The organism is Lysobacter sp. (assembly GCF_035655815.1).
Lineage (GTDB): Bacteria > Pseudomonadota > Gammaproteobacteria > Xanthomonadales > Xanthomonadaceae > Lysobacter_J.
The window spans coordinates 1-22,663 of the sequence record NZ_DASRTS010000018.1 but is presented as its reverse complement, the minus strand read 5'-3'; the positions used below and the strand labels follow the sequence as shown (position 1 = coordinate 22,663).

The window sequence follows — 22,663 nt, the reverse complement described above, 5'->3', positions numbered from 1 at the left end:
GCGTGTGTCCGGTCCCAGCCAGGTCAAGGAAGTTGCCATCGAAGGGCGGTCGCAGCTCGTGGAGTTCCTCACCTCGGGCATCCGTCCGCGCGAGCAGTGGCGCATCGGCACCGAGCACGAGAAGTTCGGCTTCCGCACCGACGACCTGCGTCCGCCGACGTTCGACGGCGAGCGCGGCATCGAAGCCCTGCTGAAGGGCCTGACGCAGTTCGGCTGGCAACCGGTGGTCGAAGGCGGACGCGTGATCGCGCTGACCCGCGACCAGGCGTCGGTCTCGCTGGAGCCGGCCGGCCAGCTGGAACTTTCCGGCGCGCCGCTGGAGAGCCTGCACCAGACCTGTTCGGAGACCAACAGCCATCTGCGCGAGGTGCGCACCGTCGCCGAGCCGATGGGCCTGGGCTTCCTGGGCATGGGCTTCCAGCCCAGGTGGACGCGCGCCGACATGCCGTGGATGCCCAAGGGCCGCTACAAGATCATGCGCGAGTACATGCCCAAGGTCGGTTCGCTCGGCCTGGACATGATGACGCGCACCTGCACCGTGCAGGTCAACCTGGACGTCGGCTCCGAGGCCGACATGGTGAAGAAGTTCCGCGTATCGCTGGCGCTGCAGCCCATCGCGACGGCGCTGTTCGCCGATTCGCCGTTCACCGAAGGCAAGCCCAACGGCTATCTAAGCTATCGCTCGCACATCTGGACCGACACCGATCCACACCGCACCGGCCTGCTGGACTTCGTGTTCGACGACGGCTTCGGCTACGAGCGCTACGTCGACTACCTGCTCGACGTGCCGATGTACTTCGTCTACCGCGACGGCCGTTACATCGATGCCTCGGGGCAGTCGTTCCGCGATTTCCTCGACGGCCGGCTGCCGGCGTATCCCGGCGAGCGGCCGATGCTGCGCGACTGGGCGGACCACAGCACCACCGCCTTCCCGGAAGTGCGCCTGAAGAAATACCTGGAGATGCGCGGCGCGGATTCCGGCCCGTGGAACCGCATCTGTGCGCTGCCCGCGTTCTGGGTAGGCCTGCTGTACGACGACACCGCACTGGATGCGGCGTGGGACCTGGTCAAGGACTTCACGCTGGAAGAGCGCCACGCGTTGCGCGACGGCGTGCCGCGCCATGCGCTGAAGTTGCCGTTCCGCAACGGCACCGTGCTGGACCTGGCACGACGCGCGCTGGAGATCTCGGCACACGGTCTGCAGCGGCGCGAACGGCGCAACGCCAACGGCGCCGATGAGACGGTGTTCCTCGACCCGATGATGGAGTTCGCCGAGGCCGGCATCACGCCGGCCGAACGCAAGCTGGACCTCTACAACGGCCCGTGGCAGGGCGACATCGATCGCGTGTTCCGCGAGTTCGCGTACTGACGCAGGGCGGCCTTCCGCGCCAGCGGCCCGGACCGGTTAGGATCGGGCCACCCTGAGCCCGGGAGCCTGCACATGCGTCGTGCCGTATGGAGTGTGCTGTTGGGAATGCTGGTGACGGTGACCGCACAGGCGGGGCCGGTCACCGCGCTGGTCGGCGGGACGCTGGTGGACGGCACGCTGCGCGAGCCGATCCGCGACAGCGTGATCCTGATCGAAGGCGAGCGCATCACCGCGGTGGGCACGGTAGACACGCTGCCGGTGCCCGCAGGCGCCACCGTCATTTCCACCGAAGGCATGACGGTGCTGCCCGGGCTGTGGGACATGCACGTGCACCTGATGATCAACGGCCACGCCGACTACGACCATTGGGATCGCACCTACCCCGCGCGCTTCCGCGACACCATCATGCCGGCCTCGGCGCTGCAGTTGCTGCATGCCGGCGTCACCGGCGCGCGCGACCTGGGTGGACCGCTGGAGGACAGCATCGCGGTGCGCGATGCGATCAACGCAGGCAAGATTCCCGGGCCGACGCTCTTCGTCTCCGGTCCCTTCATCCAGAAGAAGCCGTATCCCGGAACCGAGCTGTTCCGCTGGGGCGTCAGTTCGCCGGGCGATGCGCGTGCCAAGGTGCGGCGCCTGGCGCAGGCCGGCGTGGACGTGATCAAGCTGATCGACCAGGACCAGATGAGCGAGGCCGAAGTGCAGGGCGTCGTCGACGAGGCCCACAAACACGGGCTGCCGGTGGTCGCGCATTCGCACCGGCCGGAGGAAATCCGGCGCGGCCTGAAGGCCGGCGTGGATTGCTTCGAGCATACCGGCCTTGCGGCGTCGCCCGAGTATCCGCAGGACATCATCGCGATGCTGCGCGAGCGCACCGCCAACATGGCGGCCGGCCCGCTGTTCTGGACGCCGACGATCGAAGGCCTCTACAACTTCCCGTATACGGTGAAGAACCACGAGCACATCGACGGCGAGGACTGGCACGAGGGCCTGCCCGACGACATCGTGGCCGACATCAGGCAGTCGCTGTCGCATCCCGAGCGCATCAGCTACTTCCAGCAGACTCCGCAGCGCTGGCCCACGCTGAAGCGCAAGTTCCAGCAACTGCGCGAAGCCGGCGTGCTGATGCTGGTGGGCACCGACTCCGGCATCCCGATGAAGTTCCACAGCGGCAGCACATGGAATGAGCTGGACGTCTGGGTCAACCAGCTGGACGTGCCCGCCATCGACGCCATCCGCGCCGCCACCTACTGGCCGGCGGTGGCGATGAAGGTCGACAAGGACTACGGCAGCGTGGTCGAAGGCAAGTACGCCGACATTATCGCGGTGAAGGGCGACGCACTGAAGCAGATCGCGCTGCTGCAGCGCGTGGACATCGTGATCAAGCATGGGCGGCGGGTGAAGTGATCGGCTGTAGTTGCGAGTGCCTTGACCCAACATCACGATCATGAAACGGCATCTCGAACTGCCACTCCTCATCGTTTGCCTGGCGCTTGCCGGTTGCGAAACCTATTTCGTCGAGAACCGGTATGCGACGCTGGCGGCCGCGAAAGCGGACCACCTGTTCGAGCGAGGATGGCTTCCCGACCTGTTGCCGCCTTCCTCTGTCGATATCCACACCGTCAACAACCTGGACGCGAGCACCTCGACTGGCGGTTTCCGTTTCGTTCCATCCGAAGGACCGCTGCTCTTCGGGAAGCTGGCCGCGGGGGCTCCCGCTGAAGCGCCAGTTTCCGACTGGCACGTTACGTTGGCGAATTACGAACAGCGCGGCTTCACCACGTGGAGCCATCGGGAAGACGATGGGCACTGGGTATTCTTCTGCCTCGCTAGCGCAGGCAAGTGCGAATACACCATGTGGGTGGCCCGTTGGTAACCCTGCGGCCATCCAGCCGATAGCCGTCATCGCGGCCGGCGGTGCGGCGCGAGTGGTGCTAATGTCCGCTTCCGACCCGAAGCGGACATGGGCGCATGCGTTTTGTGGCGTGCTGGAAAACGAGCTTCTTTGGTGTCGTCGCCGGACTCTTTCTGGGGAGTTTCATCGGCTGGCTCACCATTAGCAGCCTTGGCATGTTGCTGGGTCCAGGCGACCCAGGGCCCGCACTCGCGATGGGGCTGCTCATCACGTTCACAGCGCTCTGGGTCGGGACGATTCCCGCTCTGCTATATGGCCCGCTGGCCTACGCGCTCCTGCTCTATTACGAGCGTGCCAATGTGCTGAGTGTCATCGCCAGTGGAGCACTTCCCGCCGCAATTCTGTTTGTGGCGGAGCCCATATGGCCAGCGCTCGACGGGCTTGCCATGTGGGTGCTTGCGTACGGCGTGCCAGTGAGCCTTGCGACACATCTTGTGGTTCGCTTCGGCAGAATTTGAACGTTCGCTCCTGGCCGATAGCGCACATTCAGTGCCAGCGTCCTACCGACCCGAAGCGACCATGTTAGAACTCAAGGGGGAGCCCATGACGCAAAAACTAAAGACCACCGTTGCCGTGGTGGCAGCGCTCATAGTGGCAAGCGTTTCCTTCCACGTGTACTTGGCGAACTCAGCCATTTTCGTTGCGGCAGAGAAGGCTGCACGTGAACAGGATCGCTCACTTACCGGGGATGTTCGGCTCTGCGCGATGTGCAGGAAACACGTCTCATGCGGCAATAGCCAGTGCACTTACGACTTCAGCTTAGTGGTTGACGACGGGCGCCGCGTGCCGGTTGAGGTCACGGCCGACTCTTCCAGGGACAGGGAAACCTATACGGTCAACTTTGGTTCCGCGGAACCGTAAGTGTCCGCTTCTGGCCGATAGCGGACACTGGAGCAGTTCTCACGCCGGCAGCGCACTTTCGCTTTATGGCTCTCGATCCTAAGACTGGAGGATGCGAGCTTGAGAAGTAGAACTTGGATCGTTCTCGCCAGGTGCGTAGCACTAGGCATTTCACTGCCATTCTTGGCACGTGAGCTATCTGAATGGCTGATGCTTGCGTTCCCCCATCGCGCCGAGTCTCTACGTAAGGTCGTTGGGTTGTTACTTGTGTTTTCCCTTGGGATATTCGCCCTGAGACCCTTGTTCATGACCTTTGGGGCCAAAAAGCGCTGACGAGGACGAATGACGGGCCGCCACTCGCATCGAGTAGCTTCACCGCGTTAGTTCGTAAAGGGGCTTTAGCGCGTAGGGCGCAACAGCGTTACGCCAGCCCTGCCGCATTCCCGCAGTAGAGGCTCCACCGCGCCGTCTCCCGTTCGGCTCCGTTTGAATGTCCGCTTCTGGCCGATAGCGGACATCCAAAGGCACGCTGACATCGCCGCTGTTTGGGCTTTACGGCCCGCCAGAGTTCGCAGCATGCGAAACCGTTCTGGATCGCTCGATTTCGCATTCCACATCGGCCCAATCAAGCGGCATCACCAGTTCCAGCGCATGCCGATCTTCCCGTTCCATGCCGAATCGTCGCCGTCGAAGCTGCGGCTGTAGTCGATATCACCGAACAGGTAGCCGGCCTGCGAGATCTGCCACGTGCCACCGATGCCGATTTCGCCCCAACTGCCACCCAAGTCGACCGGGAACGGGACGAATCGCGTGTCGGCCTCGAACCGGGCCTCGTATTCGCCCTGGAATTCGCGCCAGACGTTCGTGCGCAGCCAGAGGCTGGACGCGCGGGGCTGGCCGTTGCGGTTCACGCGCGTTGCGCTGCGGTCCAGCTGGGCGCCGATGCGGGCCACAAGTGAATCGCCGTCGGCGAAGCGCACATGAAGCTCGTCGTCTTCAAGATCGTCCACCTCCACCGTCTGCCAGATCACCTGCGCCTGCGGCGACAGGCGCCAACGTGCAGCGGAACCTTCGGCGGTGAGGGAGAAGGGCCAGCTTCCCTCGACCGAGATGACGGTGCCCTCGGCATCGGTGAAGTCCTCGGCGAAGCGCGTGGACTGTGCGCGCAGGTCGTATGACGTGTACTGCGCCACTGCATCGAGGTAGGCACCGTTGGCGTTGAATGCGGTCCAATAGCCACCCAGCGTCATCGCCGTGAATTCGTCGTCGCCGGCGTGGAAGTCGTACTCCAGATAGTTGTGGCGGATTTCGCCCTTGGCCTTGCCGTAGGCGAGATAGAAGCCGGCGTGCTGGCGCAGGCCGGTGTCGGCGCGGGTGGCGCGGTAAAGATCCTGCCCGATCTGGATCGCGTCGAAGCGATAGTCGAAGCCGGGCCCGCGGTTGCCGTAGATGCCCAGGTTGCCGCCGTCGCGCTTGCCGTCGTGGCCGAGGTATCGGAGCCATGCGCCGTTGACGCCCGCATGCGCGGGATCGAAGTCGCGCTGGCGCAGCAGTTCCTCGTCGCCGACCCGTTCGTGCAGCGTGTCCACGAGTGTGCGCCCGTAGATGCTGGCCATGGCGGGGAGCGCCGCGATCAGCGAGACCTCCTGCCGGTAGGCAGGGGTGGGCGGTTCCGGTGGATCCGGGTCCGGGGCCGGTGGTGGCACTGGCGGCGGATCGGGCGGAGGTGGGGTCGGCGGCGGAGGATCCGGCGGAGGTGGGGGCGGCGGTGGATCAGGCGGCGCCGGACACGGCGGCACAGGGGCGCCGGGTAGCGAGCAGTCGATGACGGAGCGCAGGTACCAGCTGTTCTCCGTATCCGCGGTGGCGACCTGGGCCCCACCACGGTAGAGGAAGTACTCGTACGGCCCCGCAACCACGGGTGCAGCCAGGCTGAAGCTGCCCGGGTCCGTCGTGGAGTTGAGCGCCTGCACGACCAAAATGCCGTCGGTCTGCGTCAGGTCGCCTTCGCCGCCGCTGTTGCGGACCTGAACGCTGGTCGATCCGGTGCCGGAACCGTTGACGATGACGAGCCGGTCCGAGGGCGAATAGTCGCCGGCAAGATAGGTGTTGAACGCGATCGTGCCGTCGTTGCCGGCATAGGCGCCGTCGACGCGAACGGCTCTGTAGGAATCTGGATTCAACGGGTCCACACCAGACAGCAGTGCGGGGAACTCGATCAGGCTCGCATCGTTGGACAGGTTCGTTACGTTGGAACTGGCCGTGACCGACCACAGGCTGCCGTTGGAAAGATTGAGCGATGACGTACTGCCAGCCGCGGTGTAGACCCGCCCCTGCAGCGTCGAATCGCTTGCGTCGATCTGCGTTGTCGCTGGCAGGGCAGAACCGCTCACCGTACGCGCGGCAATGTTGATGGCCCAGCGATTGCCGATGAGGGTGGAACCCACGAGGTCCACCTGGGACATCCCGCCATTGAGCCATAGCGCGGCGCTGGTGTCGGAGGTCACCGTGGTGTCCGTCAACGTGAGGGCATTGCTGAGGGCTGCCGGTGCGAACGCCGCCGCTTGCGGCATCCCGGTGCCGGCCACGGCCGTCGATGGGACTACCGGTGTTTCCGGCGTTGTATCAGGAGTGGGGGTGACCTCATCCGCGATCGCCGGGGGCGGTGGGGGCGTTGTCGATGGCAGGTCCGGCGTCGTGGGCGGCAAGGGTGGCAGTGGCGCCGCGCCAACGCCGACGGGAGTGCTCGTCATGGTTGCCGGCGCATCGAACGCAACGCCGGCCGCGTCGATCCCATGCGCGTGGATGTCGGCTCCTACTGCGCTGAAACCACCCGCTTCGATTATCCGCACTGCGTGCGCAGCGCGTCCCGTCGTCGAGATGGACGATCCTTCACCGGCAGAATCCCGCAGGAGGTTGACCGTGCCAGATCTGGCATATACGGCGAACACGCTGTCAAAGCCGGTCGTGACGCTTCCGCCGGCGAAGTTCGTGGTGCTGGCAGTCCAGCCGTAGAGGCCGTGCGCTCCCTGCCCTTGGGTCGTAATGTCGAACCCGGAGAGGTTCAGCGTCGTAACGCCGGAACTGGTGCCCGCCAGAACGCCAAGCGCGTTCGCTCCGGTTGTCGTGCTGCTCCCACCGTTAAGGGTGAGGGTCGTGTTGTTCGCCGCCCACAACCCGTATGCGTTCGCCGCCGAGGTGGTGATGTCCACGTCGGAGCCGGTCACCGTGGAGGTGCCATGCACGTACAGCCCATACGCGCCTGATCCGCTCGTGTCGATGTCCAGGCGATTGAGTTGACCGGACCCGTAGTAGATGCGCACCGCGTGCCCGGAGATCCCGTCGGTAGTCACCGAGGCGCGCCCCGTAACCGCGGGATCGGTGTTGGTATTGAGGACTCCGTACGCCTGTATGTAGACCCCGTGAACGTAGTCTTCCGAGGCGCGAATGGAGGAAGTTCCGTTGAGCGTGAGTTGCGCGCCGTTGTAGAAGCGCGCACCAGCGATCGGGAAGTCGTCCGTCTCGTTCAGCTCGGTGGCCTGGTTATCCACGGCAGTGTTCACGAGCGTGACGTTTCCTCCCCATGCCATGAGTCCCATGTTTTCCGTGCCAGCCACGGAGATGGTCGAGTCCTTGAGCAGGATGCTGTTCTGAGCACCGTAAATTCGGATTCCGTCCGCGTTTCGGGGGCCGTTCATCTGGATGCTGACGTTGGACGCATCAAGGTAGGACGGCCCCCTGGTGGACTCGGGCATGTAGACCCCACGCACGGCGCCCGTTCCGATGAGCGTGACACCAAACGTGCTCGGCGCGATCCGCACCGTGCCGCCGGCCATCCAGATCACATCGTTGGGAGCGCCCGAGACGTAGTGCGAACGAAGCTCGATGTTGCCCGGTGTCGCGCCCTGGTTGGGGTCGATTGTCAGGAAGGCGCCGTTGAACACGTTCACGGTGCCGCCGTTCAGCACGGCAGGGTCGATGAGTACGCTGCCTTCGATCAATCCCTGTGGTTCGATGTTGCCGTCAAAGGACTGCGGTGTGTCCAGCACCGAACCGGACGGGATGATCTTGTCCGGTGTGCTCTGTGCGGTTGCCTGCGTGCACCAGACCATGGCGGCGATGGCCAGCGCTGTCCGATGGAATGAGGGGGTGCGCGCGAATTCCTTGCGAGACATCTGGTCCTCCATGACCGCGCCACTTGGCGCTGGCGCCGGGCTGCAGGTGGGTGCGGGACAACCCTGCCGGCCCCGCGGCCGACGCACCTCAACGACCGTTTACGCTGAGGTTCGTGACCGCAGTGTCAAATGCGGTCGGTGGACTGCGGAAGCTTCAGGGTGCGCGTCGCTACGTGTTGTACGCGCGGATTTGCCAGGCATGCGCTCTGCCCGCTGCAGGTTACTTTCGTGGATGGCGATCAATTCCGATGTCGAACGGAAAAGCACCGTGCCTCTGTCGCCTGCAGGAGCGGGTGCGGCGCGATGACGGGCAAGGGAACCTGCACGAGCGAGTGATTCAGGACTCGACAACCGCCAGCAATGGCACTGGGAGGCGACGGGACGCGCAGGCGCGCGGATTGCGCGACGCCGCTAACGCTTCGATTCGTCGATCCGCCTGTCGGTGGCGATCCAGTTCACCTCCCACGTCCTGCCCCCGTCCGCGGAGAACGCCTGCTCGAAGTGACACTCGTCCGGTGTCACGCAGGAGATCGTGAAGCGCACGAAGACGGTGCGGCCGTCGGCGAGCGTGTCCTGCCCGTGGAATTCGCCGCGGCCATCGCGGAATCCACCAACGACCGGCGGCGTCAGCGTGCCGCTGGCGTTGTTGGAGTAATGCAGGCTCCATTGTCGTGCCCGCGGGTCGTACAGGCGCAGCGACAGGCCCTGGATACGCCCGGCAGGACCCTGGACGTCGAGTGCCACCACGTTGGCCGGTCCCTCACCGATGCGACGAACGACGCTGCGGCCCTCGTAGTCGACCCACTCGGTGGAGCCCGTCAGCGGGCGCAGGCGTCGCGTGACCCGCGTCTGCCAGGTACCGATCTCGAAATCGAAATCCTCCGGTCCGTCGTGCAGGTCCTCGCGAGGCGGCGGCGCGGGATGTCCGGTTGCCTGCGCCGCGGCAATGGGAGGCGCGATGACTGGCGCAAGCAGGCATGCGAGAAGCGCTGCACGGGTCGCGGAATTCATCACGGCTCCCGATGGTTCCATGGTGACTCCGCGACTCTACCTGCGGCCGCAGGTTGGCGCAGGAACAATGGCACCGGTGAACGCCACAGGATTGGTCCTTGACGCAGGCGCGGCTGCCTGAGTCCAGCGCGTCGCGCCGACGCAGGGACGGTCCGGGCATTCATGCATGCATTGCCGAGAACCGCGGATCTCGTCGAGCTGCAGTCGCCCGGGCCGAGGTGGCGCGCGTATGCCGCCAGTGCGACACAGCGTGTCACGCGCCCGTATGTCGGCGCGTCCTGGCCGTGGCGAAAGTAACGGCACGACCGCGCTTCGCGTCTCTCCCTCACACAACAGGCATCCGATGAACGCATCCGCTCACGCTTCGCTCGTCACCCTCACGAACCCCGTCGGTCTCTACGACCCGGCGCCCAACGGCTACTCGCACGTCGCCAGCGTCCAGGGCGCGTCGCGCTGGTTGCTGATTGCGGGGCAAGGCGGCGAGACCGCCGACGGCCGCCTGTCATCGGACTTCCGCACGCAGGTGCGGCAGGCGCTGGACAACCTGGTCGCCGCGCTGGCATCCGCCGGTGCCCGTCCGGCCGACGTCGCCAAACTGACCGTGCTGATCGTGGACCACGACGAATCGCGCCTGCACGTGTTCGGCGCCGAACTGGAGGCTTCGTTCGGCACGCACCGGCCGGCACGCTGATCCCGGCGCCGCGGCTGGCGCTGGACGGCATGCTTTTCGAGATCGAAGCGATCGCGGCGCTGGCGTGACCCTGCTGCGCGTGCGACGCGCCATCAGCGATTCGCCGGTGGCATGTCGCGCAGGCCCATAACGCACCGCGAGGGCGTATCGCCGCAGATGCCGCGCACACTGTGCAGCATGTGACGCAGATGACCTTTCGGCAGGTCGCGACAGGTCTCGGCACGCTGCGTCAGCGTGCCGTCGGGCATTGCGTGTTCGCAGACGCGCAGCGTCGGTACATCCAGCGAAGGCCACTCGTCGTACGTCGCGTAGTGCAACAGCAACGCGGCAAGCACCGACGCGTCAGCGCCTGGATGCACACCGTCCGATCCCAGCCAATCCCAGCGGGGCCGGCGCTGCATGAGGCGGTGTTGCACCTCGCCCAGCCGTATGACGGCGTCGGCTCGTACCTCTGTCGCCACGCGGGCCTCGGCGCGGTCCAGTGACGCCTGGGCATCCTCGCTGGCTTGCCAGGTGCCCAGCAGGATGAAACGCACGCCGCGCTCGTGCGCGATTGCGGCAAGCCGACGCGTCGCGTCCAGCAATGCATCGCAACGCGCGTCGGGCCGCTTCTTCAACACGCACAGCAACGCGCCACCCTGTTCCTGCAGCACCAGTTGCGTCCAGGGCTGCTCGCGCAGCGCGCGCATCGCCTCGCCGCTAGCGAGATGGTCCGCCGAAGTAGCGCCGGGCGCGGCGATCATGCGCGCCTGCAACGACCTCCCGTCGCCGGCGGCCACACGCTCGGCCAGGTCAGGAACGTCGTAGAAGTAGATCAGGCTGTTGCCGACATACAGCGCCTGCACCTGTCCGGAGATTGCACCGTCCGCATGCGCCGCAGTGACTGGTGTTGGGGCGAACGCCAGCGAATACGCCAATGCCAGGATCGTGTGAGCGAATCGCCGCGCCGCCATCGTGAACTCCGCGGGTGATGGTCGGATGCGACTTTACACATCCCCGCGCCGCTCCACCTGCCTCGTGGCGATGCGCGGCGACGGCCGCCGTGCCGGCGCGCCGCGCGGCAGCATCACGGTGGCCCGTAATCCACCCTGCGGACGGTTGTGCAGGTGGATGTCGCCGCCATGCGCGAGTGCGATGCCGCGTGCGGTGGCCAATCCCAGACCTATGCCGCCGGTCTCGCGATTGCGCGACGTCTCGCCGCGCACGAAGGGCATGAACAAGTGATCGCTACGCGAGGAATCGATGCCCGGGCCGTCGTCGTCGATGTGCAGCGCATAGCCCGCATCGTCCGCGTCGAGCGACAGGCGTGCGCACCGGCCGTACTTGAGTGCGTTGTCGACGAGGTTGGCGACCAGGCGCCGCAAGGCCAGCGGATCGCCACGCAGCGGTGCGGGCCGGCCGGGCGACAGCATCGCGTCTGCGCCGACATCGGCCAGTTCGTCCACGACGCTTTCCGCCAGCAGGCGCAGGTCGAGCTGTTCGCGCGTTCCGGTGCGATGCTGGTCGCGGATGAACTCGAGCGCGGCTTCGATCATCTGCGACATCTCGGCGATGTCGGTGGAGGCCTTCTCGCGTGCGTCGGGTGGCAACTGGTCGAGACGGAAGGACAGGCGTGCGAGCGGCGTGCGCAGGTCGTGCGCGATGGCCGCGACCATCTGCGTGCGTTCGCGCACCAGGCGATTGATGCGTGCCTGCATCGCGTTGAACGACGCAGCCGCGCGGACGATCTCGGCCGGGCCCTCCAGTGGCACCGGCGAGGCGTCGGCGTCCTGGCCCATATGGTCGGCGGCGACGGCGAAGCGCCGGATCGGCGCGGCCAGCGCACGGGAGAACCACCACGCCAGCGGCAGCAGTGCGAGCAGGCCGAGCACCGCCATCAGCGCGAGCTGTTGCCCGAGCCCCGCTCCGGTGCGCACGCGTTCGACGACGCGCCAGCGACCGTCGGTCTGCTGGGCGGCGGCGACAAACGTAAATGCCAGCGACGAATCGGGACGCCAGCGCGGTTCGGGCGATGCGGGCAAGGCCAGCGCCTGGGGCTCGCCCACGCGCACGGCGGCGTCCCCGGTGGCCGTGCGTTGGGGTGAAGGCGCAGGGCGTGGCGGCGCGGGCGACGCCTCAGTGGCAGCCTGGGCGACAGGTTCCGCCGCTGGCGCAGCAGCCGGCGCGATGCGCGCGTAGGGAGGCAGGTACTGGCGCAGATAGGCGGTGGCCGGATCAGGCGGCGGCCGCGCCGGCCACGGCTCGTCGACCGCGGCGGTGACCGGCTCCTCCACGGGCGGCGTCGGCGTGGACCGCTGCGGTGACGGTGCGGCGTCCGCGGACTCGCGCAGGCTGCGCGAGCGCCAGGCTCCGCTTTCCCGGTACGGATCGCGGGATCGCATCAGCGGCCCGCGCTGGTCGAACGTCGGACGCACCGCGCGCCGCATGATCACCGCCCCTTGGCCGGGTGCGGGCTGCGCAGCGCCGGGCGGCATCGGCTGCGCCATCGCGGAAGGCACGAGCAGTGACAGCATGTCCACGCCCGTAACGCCGGCGGGCATCGGGTCGTGTTCGCGGCGCAGCGGCGGCAGCATGCCGGGACCGGCCACGTAGAACCGCACGCGTTCTTCCGGCAGGTCCAGCCACTGCGCCAGCAGGTCGCGCAGGGGTGGGGGGCTGATGTACCCCGGTTCCGGCTGCGGCTGCGCGTCCAGCTCGCTGACGCGCAGCAGCGGATTGCTGGAAGGCATGCGCGAGGAGAGCAGGGCGACCACTTCGGACAGGCGCACCGCCGGCGGCGGTTTGCGCAGCAGCAGCGGCACGATGCCCACCGCGTAGGCCACCACCAGTGCGACCAGCAGCAGGCCGAACGTACGCGCGAAGATCGGCAACGTACGTCGGCCGCCCCCGTGCGTGCTCACAGCCGCGTGACCGCGGGCAGCAGCATGTAGCCTTCGTTGCGCACGGTGCGGATCAGCTCGGCGGGCGTGCGCTCGTTGATCTTGCGGCGCAGCCGGCTGATCTGGCTGTCGATGGCGCGGTCGAACACCTCGCTGTCGCGGCCGCGTGCGTAGTCCAGCAACTGGTCACGGCTGAGCACCCGCTGCGGATGCTCGACGAAGGTGCGCAGCAGCGAGAACTCGCCGTTGGACAGGTTGATGAAGGTGCCGCCCGGGTCGCGCAGGTCCCGCCGCACCACGTCCAGGTGCCAGCCGGCGAATTCGTACAGGTTGCCGCTGGGCGCGCCGGCCGACTGGCGGCGGCGCAGCACCGCGCGCACCCGCGCCAGCAGCTCGCGCGGATTGCAGGGTTTGGCCAGGTAATCGTCCGCGCCGATCTCCAGGCCGATGATGCGGTCGGTGTCGGTGCCCAGCGCGCTGAGCATGATCAGCGCCGGGCCGGCTTCGGAGGCAAGCCGCCGTGCAGCGCTCAGCCCGTCCTCGCCGGGCATCATCACGTCCAGGATCACCAGATCCGGGCGGTGCTCGTCCAGCATGCGCCGCATCTGTGCCGCATCCTCGGCGGCGATCACCCGGTAGCCGTGCTCGCCCAGAAAGCCGGAAATCAACTTGCGCAGGTCGGGATCGTCGTCCACGACCAGGATGAGCGACTGCAGGTCCATGCCGGGGGAAAGCGGAAACGGGTTCCGGAGTGTAGGGACCACGCGCACGGGATGTGTCAAGGGAATGTTCGGCAGAAAAACAGGCCGCCGCCGGCGGGGCCGACGGCGGCAAACGAAGGGCCCGGGGTGAACCGGAGCCGATGCTGGAGGCTCGATGTTGCCCGTGCATGCCGGTTTGTGTCGGCGCTGACACAAACCATGCGACACGCACAACGAAGCCGCCGCCGGCCTGCGTCCCCTGCGCAGACCGGCGGCGCTTCTCCCCAGCCGGTCAGAAGTTCTGCGTGTAGCGCAGGTACACCTGGCGTCCGTAGCCGTTGTAGAGGTAGTCGTTGAAGCCCTCGGTGTAGGCGGCGTCGTACACCGGATCCTTGTCGGTGAGGTTGACCGCGCCCAGCGCGATCTGCGCATTCCACGGTGCGCGGTACGAGAACTGCAGGTCGTGGGTGATGTACGGGCCGCTGCACCGGCTCGCGTAGCCCTCGGCCACCAGGTCGGAGCAGCTCTCCTCGCCGGCGTAGTAATCGACGTAGTACGCCGGCTCGTAGCCGATCACGTTGACGTTCCAGGCCACACTGAAGTCGCCGATGTCCCAGCGGTTGCTGACGATGGCGCGCCATTCGGGATAGCCGTCGGTGCCGATGTACTCGTCGCTGCCGTACGGGCTGCCGATCTCGTAGCTGTTCACCCAGGTGCCCTGCAGCGAGCTGCTCAGGCTGCCCCACGTACCCAGGCCGAACTTCGCGCGCACGTTGAGGTCCAGGCCGTCGGTGTTGACCTGGCCTTCGTTGCCGTAGCCGGCGTAGACGGTGTTGATGGAGCCGTCGTCGTTGCGCACCACGTACAGGTTGGACGGCAGGTACTGGCCGGCCGCGGTGCGGTCGAGCACGTTCTGCGAGGTGAAGAACTTGATCTGGTCGTCGATCTGGATGTTGTAGTAGTCCAGCGTCAGGTTGAGCCAGCTCGTTGCGTCCCACGCCACGCCCGCGCTCCACTGCTTGGAGGTCTCGGCCTTCAGGTCGGGATTGGCCACGTGGTATGCGTTGATCTGCAGCGAGGTGCTGGCGGCCAGGCCGTACGCGATGGCGGTCGCCGGGTCGGTCACGGTGTCGGCCGAGAACCCGGTCTGCTGGTTCAGTGCCTGCAGCGTCGGTGCCCGGAAGCCCTCCCCGTACGACGCGCGCAATGTCACGCGGTCGATCGGCTGGTAGCGCAGCGACAGCTTGGGCGAGGTGGCATCGCCGAAGTCGGAGTAATGGTCGTAACGCACGGCCAGGTCCGCTTCGAAGTTGCTGAGGAACGGCACGTTCCACTCGGCGTAGACCGAAGACACGTCGCGGCCGCCCCACGCGGAATTGCCCGCCGATCCGCCGACGTTGCCGGCCTCGGACTGCTGGTCGTAGAGGTCCTGGTAGTCCTCCTGCCGGTACTCGGCGCCCACGGCCAACGCGGAGGTCCCACCGGCCATGCCGAACAGGTCGGTGTTGAGCAGGGCGGTCGCTTCGCGCTGCTTGAAGAAGGTGTTGCGGCCGGTGGTTGTACGGATCGCGTCGAGTACGTCCTCGGAGTTGGCGTACGGGTCGAACGCGTTGTACAGGCCGCTCTCGAAGTACTGCTCGGCCACCGGGATGTTGACGTAGTTGTAGCCCGTCTCGACCGCTCGCGCCTGGCTGTTGCGCACGCCGATGTCCAGGGTGGTGGTGTCGCTGAGCTGCCCGCGCACGCCGGCGGCCAGGTCGTAATCGTCTTCGTACTGGTAGGTGATGCGGTTGCCGAGTGCCGCAAAACGATGCTTGATGTAGGCGTCCTCCCCGGTCACGTTGTTGGGGCTGTCGGCGGAGACGAAGATGTACTCGGGCACGGCCGCGTACACGCCCATGCTGTCCTTCTTCGTATAGAAGCTGTCGAAGTAGGCCGACCACCCGTCGCTGAGCTGGTATTCGCCGCGTGCGAACAGGCCCTTGATGTCGGTGCTGGCGGTGTCGGCCATCGCCGGGGTGAAGTCGTAGTAGCAGCGCGTGCCCGAGGCGTTGGTGTAGAAGTTCTCGTCGTCGCAGCCGTTGGGCAGCACGGAGCTGCCGGTGCCGGGAACGCTGAGGTACGCGCCCGGCGTGCGCTCGCCGGTTTCGGCGTTGGTGGCCACCCGCACGTAGTTGTTGGAGTAGGTGGACGCGCCCTGCTGCACCCACGGGTAGTCCCGCACGTAGGTCAGGTCGCGGCTGGAGTACGAAACACCGGCCGTGAGGCGGCCGCGGTCGGAGGCGATGCCGATCATCGCCGAGCCTTCCTCCGTGCCACCGCCGTGCTCGCTCTCGCCCATGCCGACGCTGACCTGCACGCCCTCGAAATCCTTGCGCGTGATGATGTTCACCACGCCGCCGATGGCGTCTGCGCCGTAGATGGCCGAGGCGCCGTCGCTGAGGATCTCGATGCGTTCGACGGCGGCCAGTGGCAGCGAGTTGAGGTCCTGGCCCTCGCCTGTCAGCGGCGACACCGGCGCGCGGCGCCCGTCGATCAGGATCAGCGTGCGTCCGTCGCCCAGGCCGCGCAGGCTCAGGCCCGAGTACGACTGCGCCGAGCTGCCGGAGCTGGGCGTGAACGAGCCGAACGAGTTGAAGGTGGAGCTTTGCAGCACGTCGGCCACGGTGGTGCGGCCGCTGAGGTCGATATCCTCGCGCGTGATCACGGTGACCGGCAGCGCGCCTTCGATGTCGGCGCGCTTGATGCGCGAGCCGGTGACCTCGATGCGGTCCAGCGTGGTGGCGTCGTTCGACTCCTGTGCGATCGCGGCGGGGGTGCCGCCGTAGATGCACGCGCCCACGGCGACGGTCAGGCCGGCGCGGCGCAGAAGATGGGTGGAAGTGGCTTTCATGGAGTTCCCTGTTGCTTGCGAGAGGGCCCGCGATGCGATGCCGCGGGTCGATGGCCAGCGCACGCCGGATAACGCGAGCGGAACGAAGGCTTAGCGGGACGCTAACGAGCGTGTTTGGCCCGCATTTTTCGTCGCGTGTCAGCGCCGCCACACGTCGGCATCGCCGTGCGAAATCGCGCGCGGAACATCGCGCCCGAGCCCCCACGCACACTTCGAATGCCCCGGCCATCCCTCCGCCTGCTCAGCCGCGACAACGGCGTCGGCCTCAGTCGCGACCTGCGCCTGCTCGCCGACGTGGCCGCCTCGGTGGGCCTGTTCGCACACGCCGTCGACCTGCCCGCCGACCGCGATGACTGCATGAAACGCGAGGCGCGTCTGTGGCGGGATCGCCTGCTGCACGGTCGCGTCGACCTGCAGGTGTTTTCCGAACGCGTCTACCGGCGGTGCCTGCCGCTGGCGCGCTGCAACGTGCTGATCCCGAATCCCGAGTGGCTGCTCGACAAGTGGCGGCCGCTGCTGCCGCGCTTCGACCTGATCCTGTGCAAGACGCATCACGCGCAGCGGATCTTCGAGGCGCTGGGTTGCCCCACGCATTACATCGGCTTCACCAGCGACGATCGCCTGGATACCACCGTGCCGCGGCAACGTGCGTTTTTCCATCTGGCGGGTGCCAGCTCGCTGAAGGGCACGCAGGTACTGATGGAAACCTGGGCGCGCCACCCCGAGTGGCCGCGTCTGACCGTCGTGCAGAGCCCGCGTGTGGCGAACGCGACCGTGCGCGCCGACAACATCGAGCATCGTGTCGGCTATCTGGATGATGGGGAACTGCGCCATCTGCAGAACGCGCATCGCTTCCACGTGTGCCCGTCGGAGACCGAGGGTTTCGGCCATTACCTGATGGAAGGTCTGAGCGTCGGCGCGGTGGTGCTGGCCACCGATGCGCAGCCGATGAACGAGCTGGTGGACGCCACGCGCGGCGTGCCCATCCGCGCCCATGCCGCCGGACCGCTACGACTGGCACACCGCCATGCGGTGTCGCCGGAATCGATCGAGGACGCCGTGCAGCTCGCGCTGGAGTTGAGCGCGTTGCAGTGCGAGGACCTGGGCATCGCCGCGCGCCAGTTCTTCCAGCGCCATCGGCGCATGTTCCTGTCGCGGATGCGGGCCACGTTCGAGGGATTGCTGAAGCCGGCCGGCATGCCGCTGGCGCCCGGCGACGCCGCATGGCCACCGTGACATGGTGCCGCGCCGCCAGGCAAACAATCGCACGCTGGCCGCCGCGCTGAGCGGACTCGCACGCGAGCCGCTCACGGACGCCGGCGTCGTGCGACGTCGTGTGTTCGTAGTCGGCTGTCCGAGATCCGGCACCACGCTGCTGCAATCGCTGCTGCACGCGCATTCCGACATCCACTCATTGCCGGAGACACACTTCTTCCAGCATCTGCTGGCGAGCGAAGAGTCGCGCATGTGCGGCGCGGACGACGTTGAGCCGCGGCGGCACCGGCGCGAATGCAGACGCCGCACGCTTGCGGCGGCCGGCTGGGTCGTTCGGCGCAGGGCGCGTCGTGCGTGGCAGGCGCTCGCCGCTGCGGGCCTTGCGATCGAGCCGCCCCGCGGCATCGAGGCGTGGCGGCTACGTGCACACGCACGGGCCTTCACGGCGGCAATGGATCGCGCCTGCCGTGCGCGGTGCACCTCGGTCTGGGTGGAAAAGACACCGGATCACCTGTTCTACATCGCCGCCATCCAGGCCCTGATACCCGATGCGCGCTTCCTGCACGTCGTTCGCGATGGTGCCGAGGTGGCCGCGTCGTTGCACCACGCTGCGCGCCAGTACGCACCGTGGCGGCCGTTCCTCGACGTTGAGCGTTGCGTGGATCGTTGGGAGCGCGCGACGACGGAGAGCCTGCGTTGGCTGGACGATCCGTTGCACCGGCTGGTGCGTTACGAGGACCTGGTCGCCTCGCCGCAATCCACGCTGCGTGGCGTTCTGAATTTCATCGGTTGTCGTGATGATGCCGGTTTATGGCAGCGCTACCCGCGTTCGGCGACCGAGCTGATCGCCGCGGACGAACCATGGAAGCAGGGCAACCTGCAGCCGATCACGCCGCGGCGGCAGTTCGAGGCGGTCTTCGATGACGCGCAGCAGCAGCGTGTCCATGAGCGGCTTGCGTCGTTCGCTCCGCAGATCACGCGACTGCGCTAAACCGGTGGTGAACACGCACGCAAACGTGTCGTGTTCGACATGGAGCGCCAATCGCAGGCAATGAACGACGCGCAATCTGGTCGCGTTCCCGGCGAGGACGCCATCGCTTCCCCCTCCGCGATGGCGTCGTCACCGGCCCGGATGACCGTGACATCCGAGCGCCGGACCCGTCGGGAACGTTGGTGGTTGGGCAGGAAGGCGAAGTCTGAAAGCTTGAGGTTCTCTCTCTCTCTCCACTTCGATCTTCCGCTTCGTCTTCCTGTCCTCTTTTCCCTCACGCCATGTGTCGGCGCCGCCACGCGGTGGCAAACGCCGACAACGTCGAGATGACAGCCTGCGCGCCGTGCGAATGGGCACGGCCGGACCGAACGAGGAGATTCCATGCTTCACACCGCAATAGCCTGGCGGCGCACCTGCGTGCTGGCGCTGCTGTTCGCCGTCGCGGCCCCGGCCGCCGCCGCCGACGATCCGCCGCCACCGCCGGGCGACCATGCCGGTTTCGACGCCGCGTTGCGCGACTGTGCCGCCGAGCAGGGCTTGCCGCCGCCGGCACGCGGCTCGGGCGAGAAGCGTCGTCCGCCCACGGACGGCAAGCGTCCCGATCGCGCAAAGATGGACCAGTGCCTGAAAGCGAAGGGCTTCGAGCCGCCGCCGCATCGCGACCGTCCGCCGCCGCGCGCCTGGGACGACGAGGACGAATAGCCCTCGCCATGCCGCCCGGAACGGATGCTAGAAGCGAGACGCGGTCAGCGTGACGTCGGCCCACTGCCACGCCGCCTGCCGGCGGCGTTCGGTGTCGGCGGCGGCGTCGGTCTGCTTGAGCTTCTTCTGCGCCTGCGCCAGTCCGTGCAACGACCAGCCGTTGTCCGGGAACCGCTTCAGGTCTTCCTGATACACGACGAGGGCTTCCCTGGCGCGGCCGGCGTCAAGCAGCGCCGCGCCGAGGTACGGCCGCACCGGCAACGGCCAGTCGGGCGGTTCGTTGTAGTTGAGCCGGTCCTCGGCCTCGACGGCCGCGCGCAACGCGGCGATGCCGGCCTTGCGGTCGCCACGCGCCAGCGCGATCTCGCCGCGCAGCATGTTTTGCGCGACCGCCAGCACGTGGTCGGCGCGATTGATGTCCCACAGCACCACCTTCTGCATCGCCGGGTCCTCGGCGATGGCCTGCAGCTTCAGGTATTCCTTCTGTCCCTCTCCGGCCTTGCGCTGGCGCACCAGTGCCATGCCGCGCGCGAAGTGCCAGATGGCGCGCGGGTAGGGCAGGTCGGACGGCGGCTGGTCGCTGGCAAGGATCGCGTCCCACTCGCCGAACCGCACCTTCGCGAACAGCGGCGCGACGACGAACTGCTGCATGAAGTTCATCGCCTCCATCTGCTGCGGGTCGACGCGCTGCGCGGTCTGCTCTGCCGCCTGCATGGCCAGCGTGCGCGAGCCGTGCAGCGCCGCGGTCATCGCCGCGAAGTGCCAGTTGTGCGGCACGTAACCCAGCGGGTACGCGCCGTTGCTGCCGCGGCAGACGGCCAGGAAATCCTTGTCGGCGGTGCTGGCCGCCAGGTTGCTGAGCGTGGCGTCGTGGTAGCGCCCCACGCGGATGTACACGTGCGCGGGCATGTGCACCAGATGGCCCGAGCCCGGCGCCAGCGATGCCAACCGATCCGCGTACGGTTCGGCGCGCTCGGGATGTTCGGAAGCTTCGACCGCGTGGATGTAGTAATGCGCCGCGCCGATGTGGCGCGGGTTGCGCTTGAGCACGGTCTCCAGGGACGAAACGATGGCGTCGGTGTACTGCGTCGGCTCGCCCTGCGCGTTCCAGTACGCCCAGGGCGTCAGGTCCATCAGCGATTCGGCGTAGAGCGTGACGATGTCGTCGTCCTGCGGGAACCGCTTCGCCGCGTCCGCCATCGCCTTCGCATAGGCCTCGTCCAGCGGCTTGCGGTCCTGCGGTGCCGGCGTGACGTAGCGCCTGGTCAGGGCGGCGATCAGCGCCTGGTCGGCCGGCCTGGCGTTGGCCGAAAGCGATTGCGCGCGCAGCGCCAGCGTCGTGGCATCGGCGGCCAGGTCCGGCGACATCGGCAGGTTGATGTTGGGCCCCACCACCAGCGCCTGCCCCCAGGCGCACATCGCGCACTTGGGATCCAGACGCTCCGCCTCGGCGAACGCGCGCGCGGCGGCCTCGTGGTTGAAGCCGTACGCCAGCCGCAGGCCTTGGTCGAAGTAGCGCTGCGCCTGCGGCACGGACGTGCCGATGTCGCGGTGCAGGTCGCCGAAAGTGTCGAACAGCGGCGGGGCGGCCGCCGCGCCGCTGTCGTCGCGCGCGGAAGGCCGACAGCCGGCCAGCAGCGCCAGCACGATGAATGCGGAGAGGAGACGGGGCGAGGATGTCATGGCGGAACCCCGGTACGAAGGGCATCAGGTCAACCAACGCGAATCGTCCATTCCCACGGTCATCGACGGGGCAACCGTTGCGCCTGCAACCGTTTCGCCGCGCGATGTTGCAGTGCGGTAGGCTCGACGGATGACCGCACAGACCGAGCCCGCCGCCCAAGCCGCTGCCGCCGAAGAACCGCTGCGCGTGGTCGATTTCGCCCCGCACGATGCATTGCTGCGCGAGGACGTCAAAACCGTTGGCGCATTGGTAGGCGAGATCCTGGCCGAACAGCGCGGGCCGCAGTTCCTGGCCGAGGTCGAACGCCTGCGCCGCGCCGCGATCCGCCGCCGCGAGGCCAACGCGCCCGTCGGCGAACTTGCGCAGGCGCTGGGCAACGTCGAACTGGAGCACGCCGGCGATCTGGTCCGCGCCTTCGCCACGTACTTCCAGGCGGTCAACGTGGCCGAGCGCGTGCACCGCATCCGCCGACGCCGCGACTACGAACGCCAGGGTGAGCACCTGCAGCCAGGCGGCCTGCGCGAGGTGCTGGCCACGCTGGCGGCGCAGGGCGTGGGCCTGGACGAAATCGTCGCGCTGCTGCGACGGCTGCGCATCGAGCCGGTGTTCACCGCGCACCCCACCGAGGCGGTGCGGCGCGCGCTGCTGGAGAAGGAACGGCAGATCGTCACCTGCCTCATCGACGACATCGACCGCACGCGCACGCCGTACGAGCACCGGACCGACCTGGAGCGCATGCGCCTGGCGCTCACCGCCAGCTGGCAGACGGCCGAAGCACCGCCTGCGAAGCCGAGCGTGGCGGACGAGTTCGAGCACGTCGGCTTCTACCTGTCCGACGTGCTGTATCGCGTGCTGCCGGTGTTCTACGAACTGTTCGAGGACGCCCTGCGCGAGACCTACGGCGAAGGCCTGCCGGTGCCGACCGTGCTCGGCTTCGGCACGTGGGTGGGCGGCGACATGGATGGCAACCCGAACGTCGGCGCCGACACCATCGCCGCATCGCTGGCCGGGCAGCGTTCGCTGGTGCTGGCCCGTTACCGCCAGGATGTGGCGTCACTGGGCGAACTGCTGAGCCAGTCGCTCAGCCGCGTCGGCGTGGCGGACGCCGTGCTCGCGCGCATCGAGGAGTATCGTTACCTGCTGCCCAAGGCCGCGGCCGCGCTGAAGCCGCGCCACGCCGACATGCCCTACCGCAACCTGCTCAGCCTGGTCGGCGCACGCCTGCGCGCGACCGCCGAGGAGCACGTCAACGGTTATCCGGACGCGACGGCGTTCCTGGCCGACATCACGCTGATCGAGGACAGCCTGCGCGTGCACCACGGCGAGCACGCTGGCGGCTTCGCCGTGCGTCGCCTGCGCCGGCGGGTGGAGTGCTTCGGCTTCCACCTGGCCAGCCTGGACCTGCGCCAGGATTCCACCACCCACGACGCGGCGCTGGCGGAACTGCTGGGCGACCCGCAGTGGGAATCGCGCCCGCGCGAGGAGCGTGCCGAACGCCTGCATGCGCTGCTCGACGGCAGCGCGCCTGCCCCGAGCACCGGCAACGGCACCGCGCGCCCGACGCTGGACGTGTTCCGCGCGGTCGCACGCCTGCGCC

At 67.5% G+C, this 22,663-nt stretch carries 17 protein-coding genes; 10 read left to right on the top strand and 7 right to left on the bottom strand.

What is annotated here, in order from left to right; translation table 11 throughout:
* Window positions 1–4 precede the first annotated feature (4 nt).
* From VFE83_RS04375 to VFE83_RS04355, 5 genes are all read left to right on the top strand, one after another.
* A complete protein-coding gene (locus tag VFE83_RS04375; RefSeq protein WP_324903662.1) occupies window positions 5–1,369 on the top strand; it encodes a glutamate--cysteine ligase in 1,365 nt (454 codons plus the stop codon).
* Window positions 1,370–1,441: 72 nt separating this feature from the next.
* On the top strand, window positions 1,442–2,776 hold the full coding sequence (locus VFE83_RS04370) for an amidohydrolase family protein (RefSeq protein ID WP_324903661.1): 1,335 nt from the start codon (window positions 1,442–1,444) through the stop codon (window positions 2,774–2,776).
* 40 nt (window positions 2,777–2,816) lie between these two features.
* Window positions 2,817–3,245 carry a hypothetical protein gene (locus tag VFE83_RS04365; protein WP_324903660.1) on the top strand — a complete coding sequence of 143 codons (429 nt, stop codon included), beginning with the start codon at window positions 2,817–2,819 and terminating at the stop codon, window positions 3,243–3,245.
* A gap of 95 nt (window positions 3,246–3,340) precedes the next feature.
* Window positions 3,341–3,742, top strand: a complete 402-nt coding sequence (locus tag VFE83_RS04360; RefSeq protein WP_324903659.1) for a hypothetical protein — start codon at window positions 3,341–3,343, stop codon at window positions 3,740–3,742.
* A gap of 61 nt (window positions 3,743–3,803) precedes the next feature.
* Window positions 3,804–4,145 carry a hypothetical protein gene (locus VFE83_RS04355; protein ID WP_324903658.1) on the top strand — a complete coding sequence of 114 codons (342 nt, stop codon included), beginning with the start codon at window positions 3,804–3,806 and terminating at the stop codon, window positions 4,143–4,145.
* Between the two features lie 614 nt (window positions 4,146–4,759).
* On the opposite strand, the gene VFE83_RS04350 is transcribed toward VFE83_RS04355, so the two are convergent.
* The gene (locus tag VFE83_RS04350; RefSeq protein WP_324903657.1) at window positions 4,760–8,299 is read right to left on the bottom strand and encodes an autotransporter outer membrane beta-barrel domain-containing protein; all 3,540 of its coding nucleotides are present in this window, start codon (window positions 8,297–8,299) and stop codon (window positions 4,760–4,762) included.
* A gap of 411 nt (window positions 8,300–8,710) precedes the next feature.
* Window positions 8,711–9,310 (bottom strand): hypothetical protein, encoded by a 600-nt coding sequence (locus tag VFE83_RS04345; protein WP_324903656.1) that lies wholly within the window; start codon window positions 9,308–9,310, stop codon window positions 8,711–8,713.
* 343 nt (window positions 9,311–9,653) lie between these two features.
* On the opposite strand from VFE83_RS04345, the gene VFE83_RS04340 reads away from it, so the two are divergent.
* Window positions 9,654–10,001, top strand: coding sequence for a RidA family protein (locus VFE83_RS04340; RefSeq protein WP_324903655.1), 348 nt, complete (start codon window positions 9,654–9,656; stop codon window positions 9,999–10,001).
* 92 nt (window positions 10,002–10,093) lie between these two features.
* On the opposite strand, the gene VFE83_RS04335 is transcribed toward VFE83_RS04340, so the two are convergent.
* The 4 genes from VFE83_RS04335 to VFE83_RS04320 all read right to left on the bottom strand — a co-directional run bounded on the left by VFE83_RS04335 (window position 10,094) and on the right by VFE83_RS04320 (window position 16,474).
* Window positions 10,094–10,954, bottom strand: a complete 861-nt coding sequence (locus VFE83_RS04335) for a hypothetical protein (protein ID WP_324903654.1) — start codon at window positions 10,952–10,954, stop codon at window positions 10,094–10,096.
* 33 nt (window positions 10,955–10,987) lie between these two features.
* Window positions 10,988–12,871 (bottom strand): ATP-binding protein, encoded by a 1,884-nt coding sequence (locus VFE83_RS04330; protein ID WP_324903653.1) that lies wholly within the window; start codon window positions 12,869–12,871, stop codon window positions 10,988–10,990.
* Window positions 12,872–12,897: 26 nt separating this feature from the next.
* Window positions 12,898–13,602, bottom strand: a complete 705-nt coding sequence (locus VFE83_RS04325) for a response regulator (RefSeq protein WP_324903652.1) — start codon at window positions 13,600–13,602, stop codon at window positions 12,898–12,900.
* Window positions 13,603–13,873: 271 nt separating this feature from the next.
* The gene (locus VFE83_RS04320) at window positions 13,874–16,474 is read right to left on the bottom strand and encodes a TonB-dependent receptor (RefSeq protein WP_324903651.1); all 2,601 of its coding nucleotides are present in this window, start codon (window positions 16,472–16,474) and stop codon (window positions 13,874–13,876) included.
* Window positions 16,475–16,690: 216 nt separating this feature from the next.
* Between VFE83_RS04320 and VFE83_RS04315 the strand changes: the two genes are divergently transcribed.
* The 3 genes from VFE83_RS04315 to VFE83_RS04305 all read left to right on the top strand — a co-directional run bounded on the left by VFE83_RS04315 (window position 16,691) and on the right by VFE83_RS04305 (window position 19,382).
* Window positions 16,691–17,710 (top strand): glycosyltransferase, encoded by a 1,020-nt coding sequence (locus tag VFE83_RS04315; protein WP_324903650.1) that lies wholly within the window; start codon window positions 16,691–16,693, stop codon window positions 17,708–17,710.
* Window position 17,711: 1 nt separating this feature from the next.
* Complete coding sequence (locus tag VFE83_RS04310) at window positions 17,712–18,680, top strand: sulfotransferase (RefSeq protein ID WP_324903649.1); 969 nt, start codon at window positions 17,712–17,714, stop codon at window positions 18,678–18,680.
* Between the two features lie 381 nt (window positions 18,681–19,061).
* The gene (locus VFE83_RS04305) at window positions 19,062–19,382 is read left to right on the top strand and encodes a hypothetical protein (protein WP_324903648.1); all 321 of its coding nucleotides are present in this window, start codon (window positions 19,062–19,064) and stop codon (window positions 19,380–19,382) included.
* A 27-nt stretch (window positions 19,383–19,409) separates the two neighbouring features.
* Here the strand turns inward: VFE83_RS04305 and VFE83_RS04300 are convergent, their stop codons facing one another.
* Window positions 19,410–21,065: a hypothetical protein gene (locus VFE83_RS04300; protein WP_324903647.1), complete on the bottom strand. Its 1,656-nt coding sequence runs from the start codon at window positions 21,063–21,065 to the stop codon at window positions 19,410–19,412.
* Between the two features lie 130 nt (window positions 21,066–21,195).
* Here VFE83_RS04300 and VFE83_RS04295 point away from each other — a divergent pair.
* Window positions 21,196–22,663 (top strand): phosphoenolpyruvate carboxylase (locus VFE83_RS04295; protein ID WP_324903646.1); only part of this gene is annotated, 1,468 nt, incomplete at its 3' end.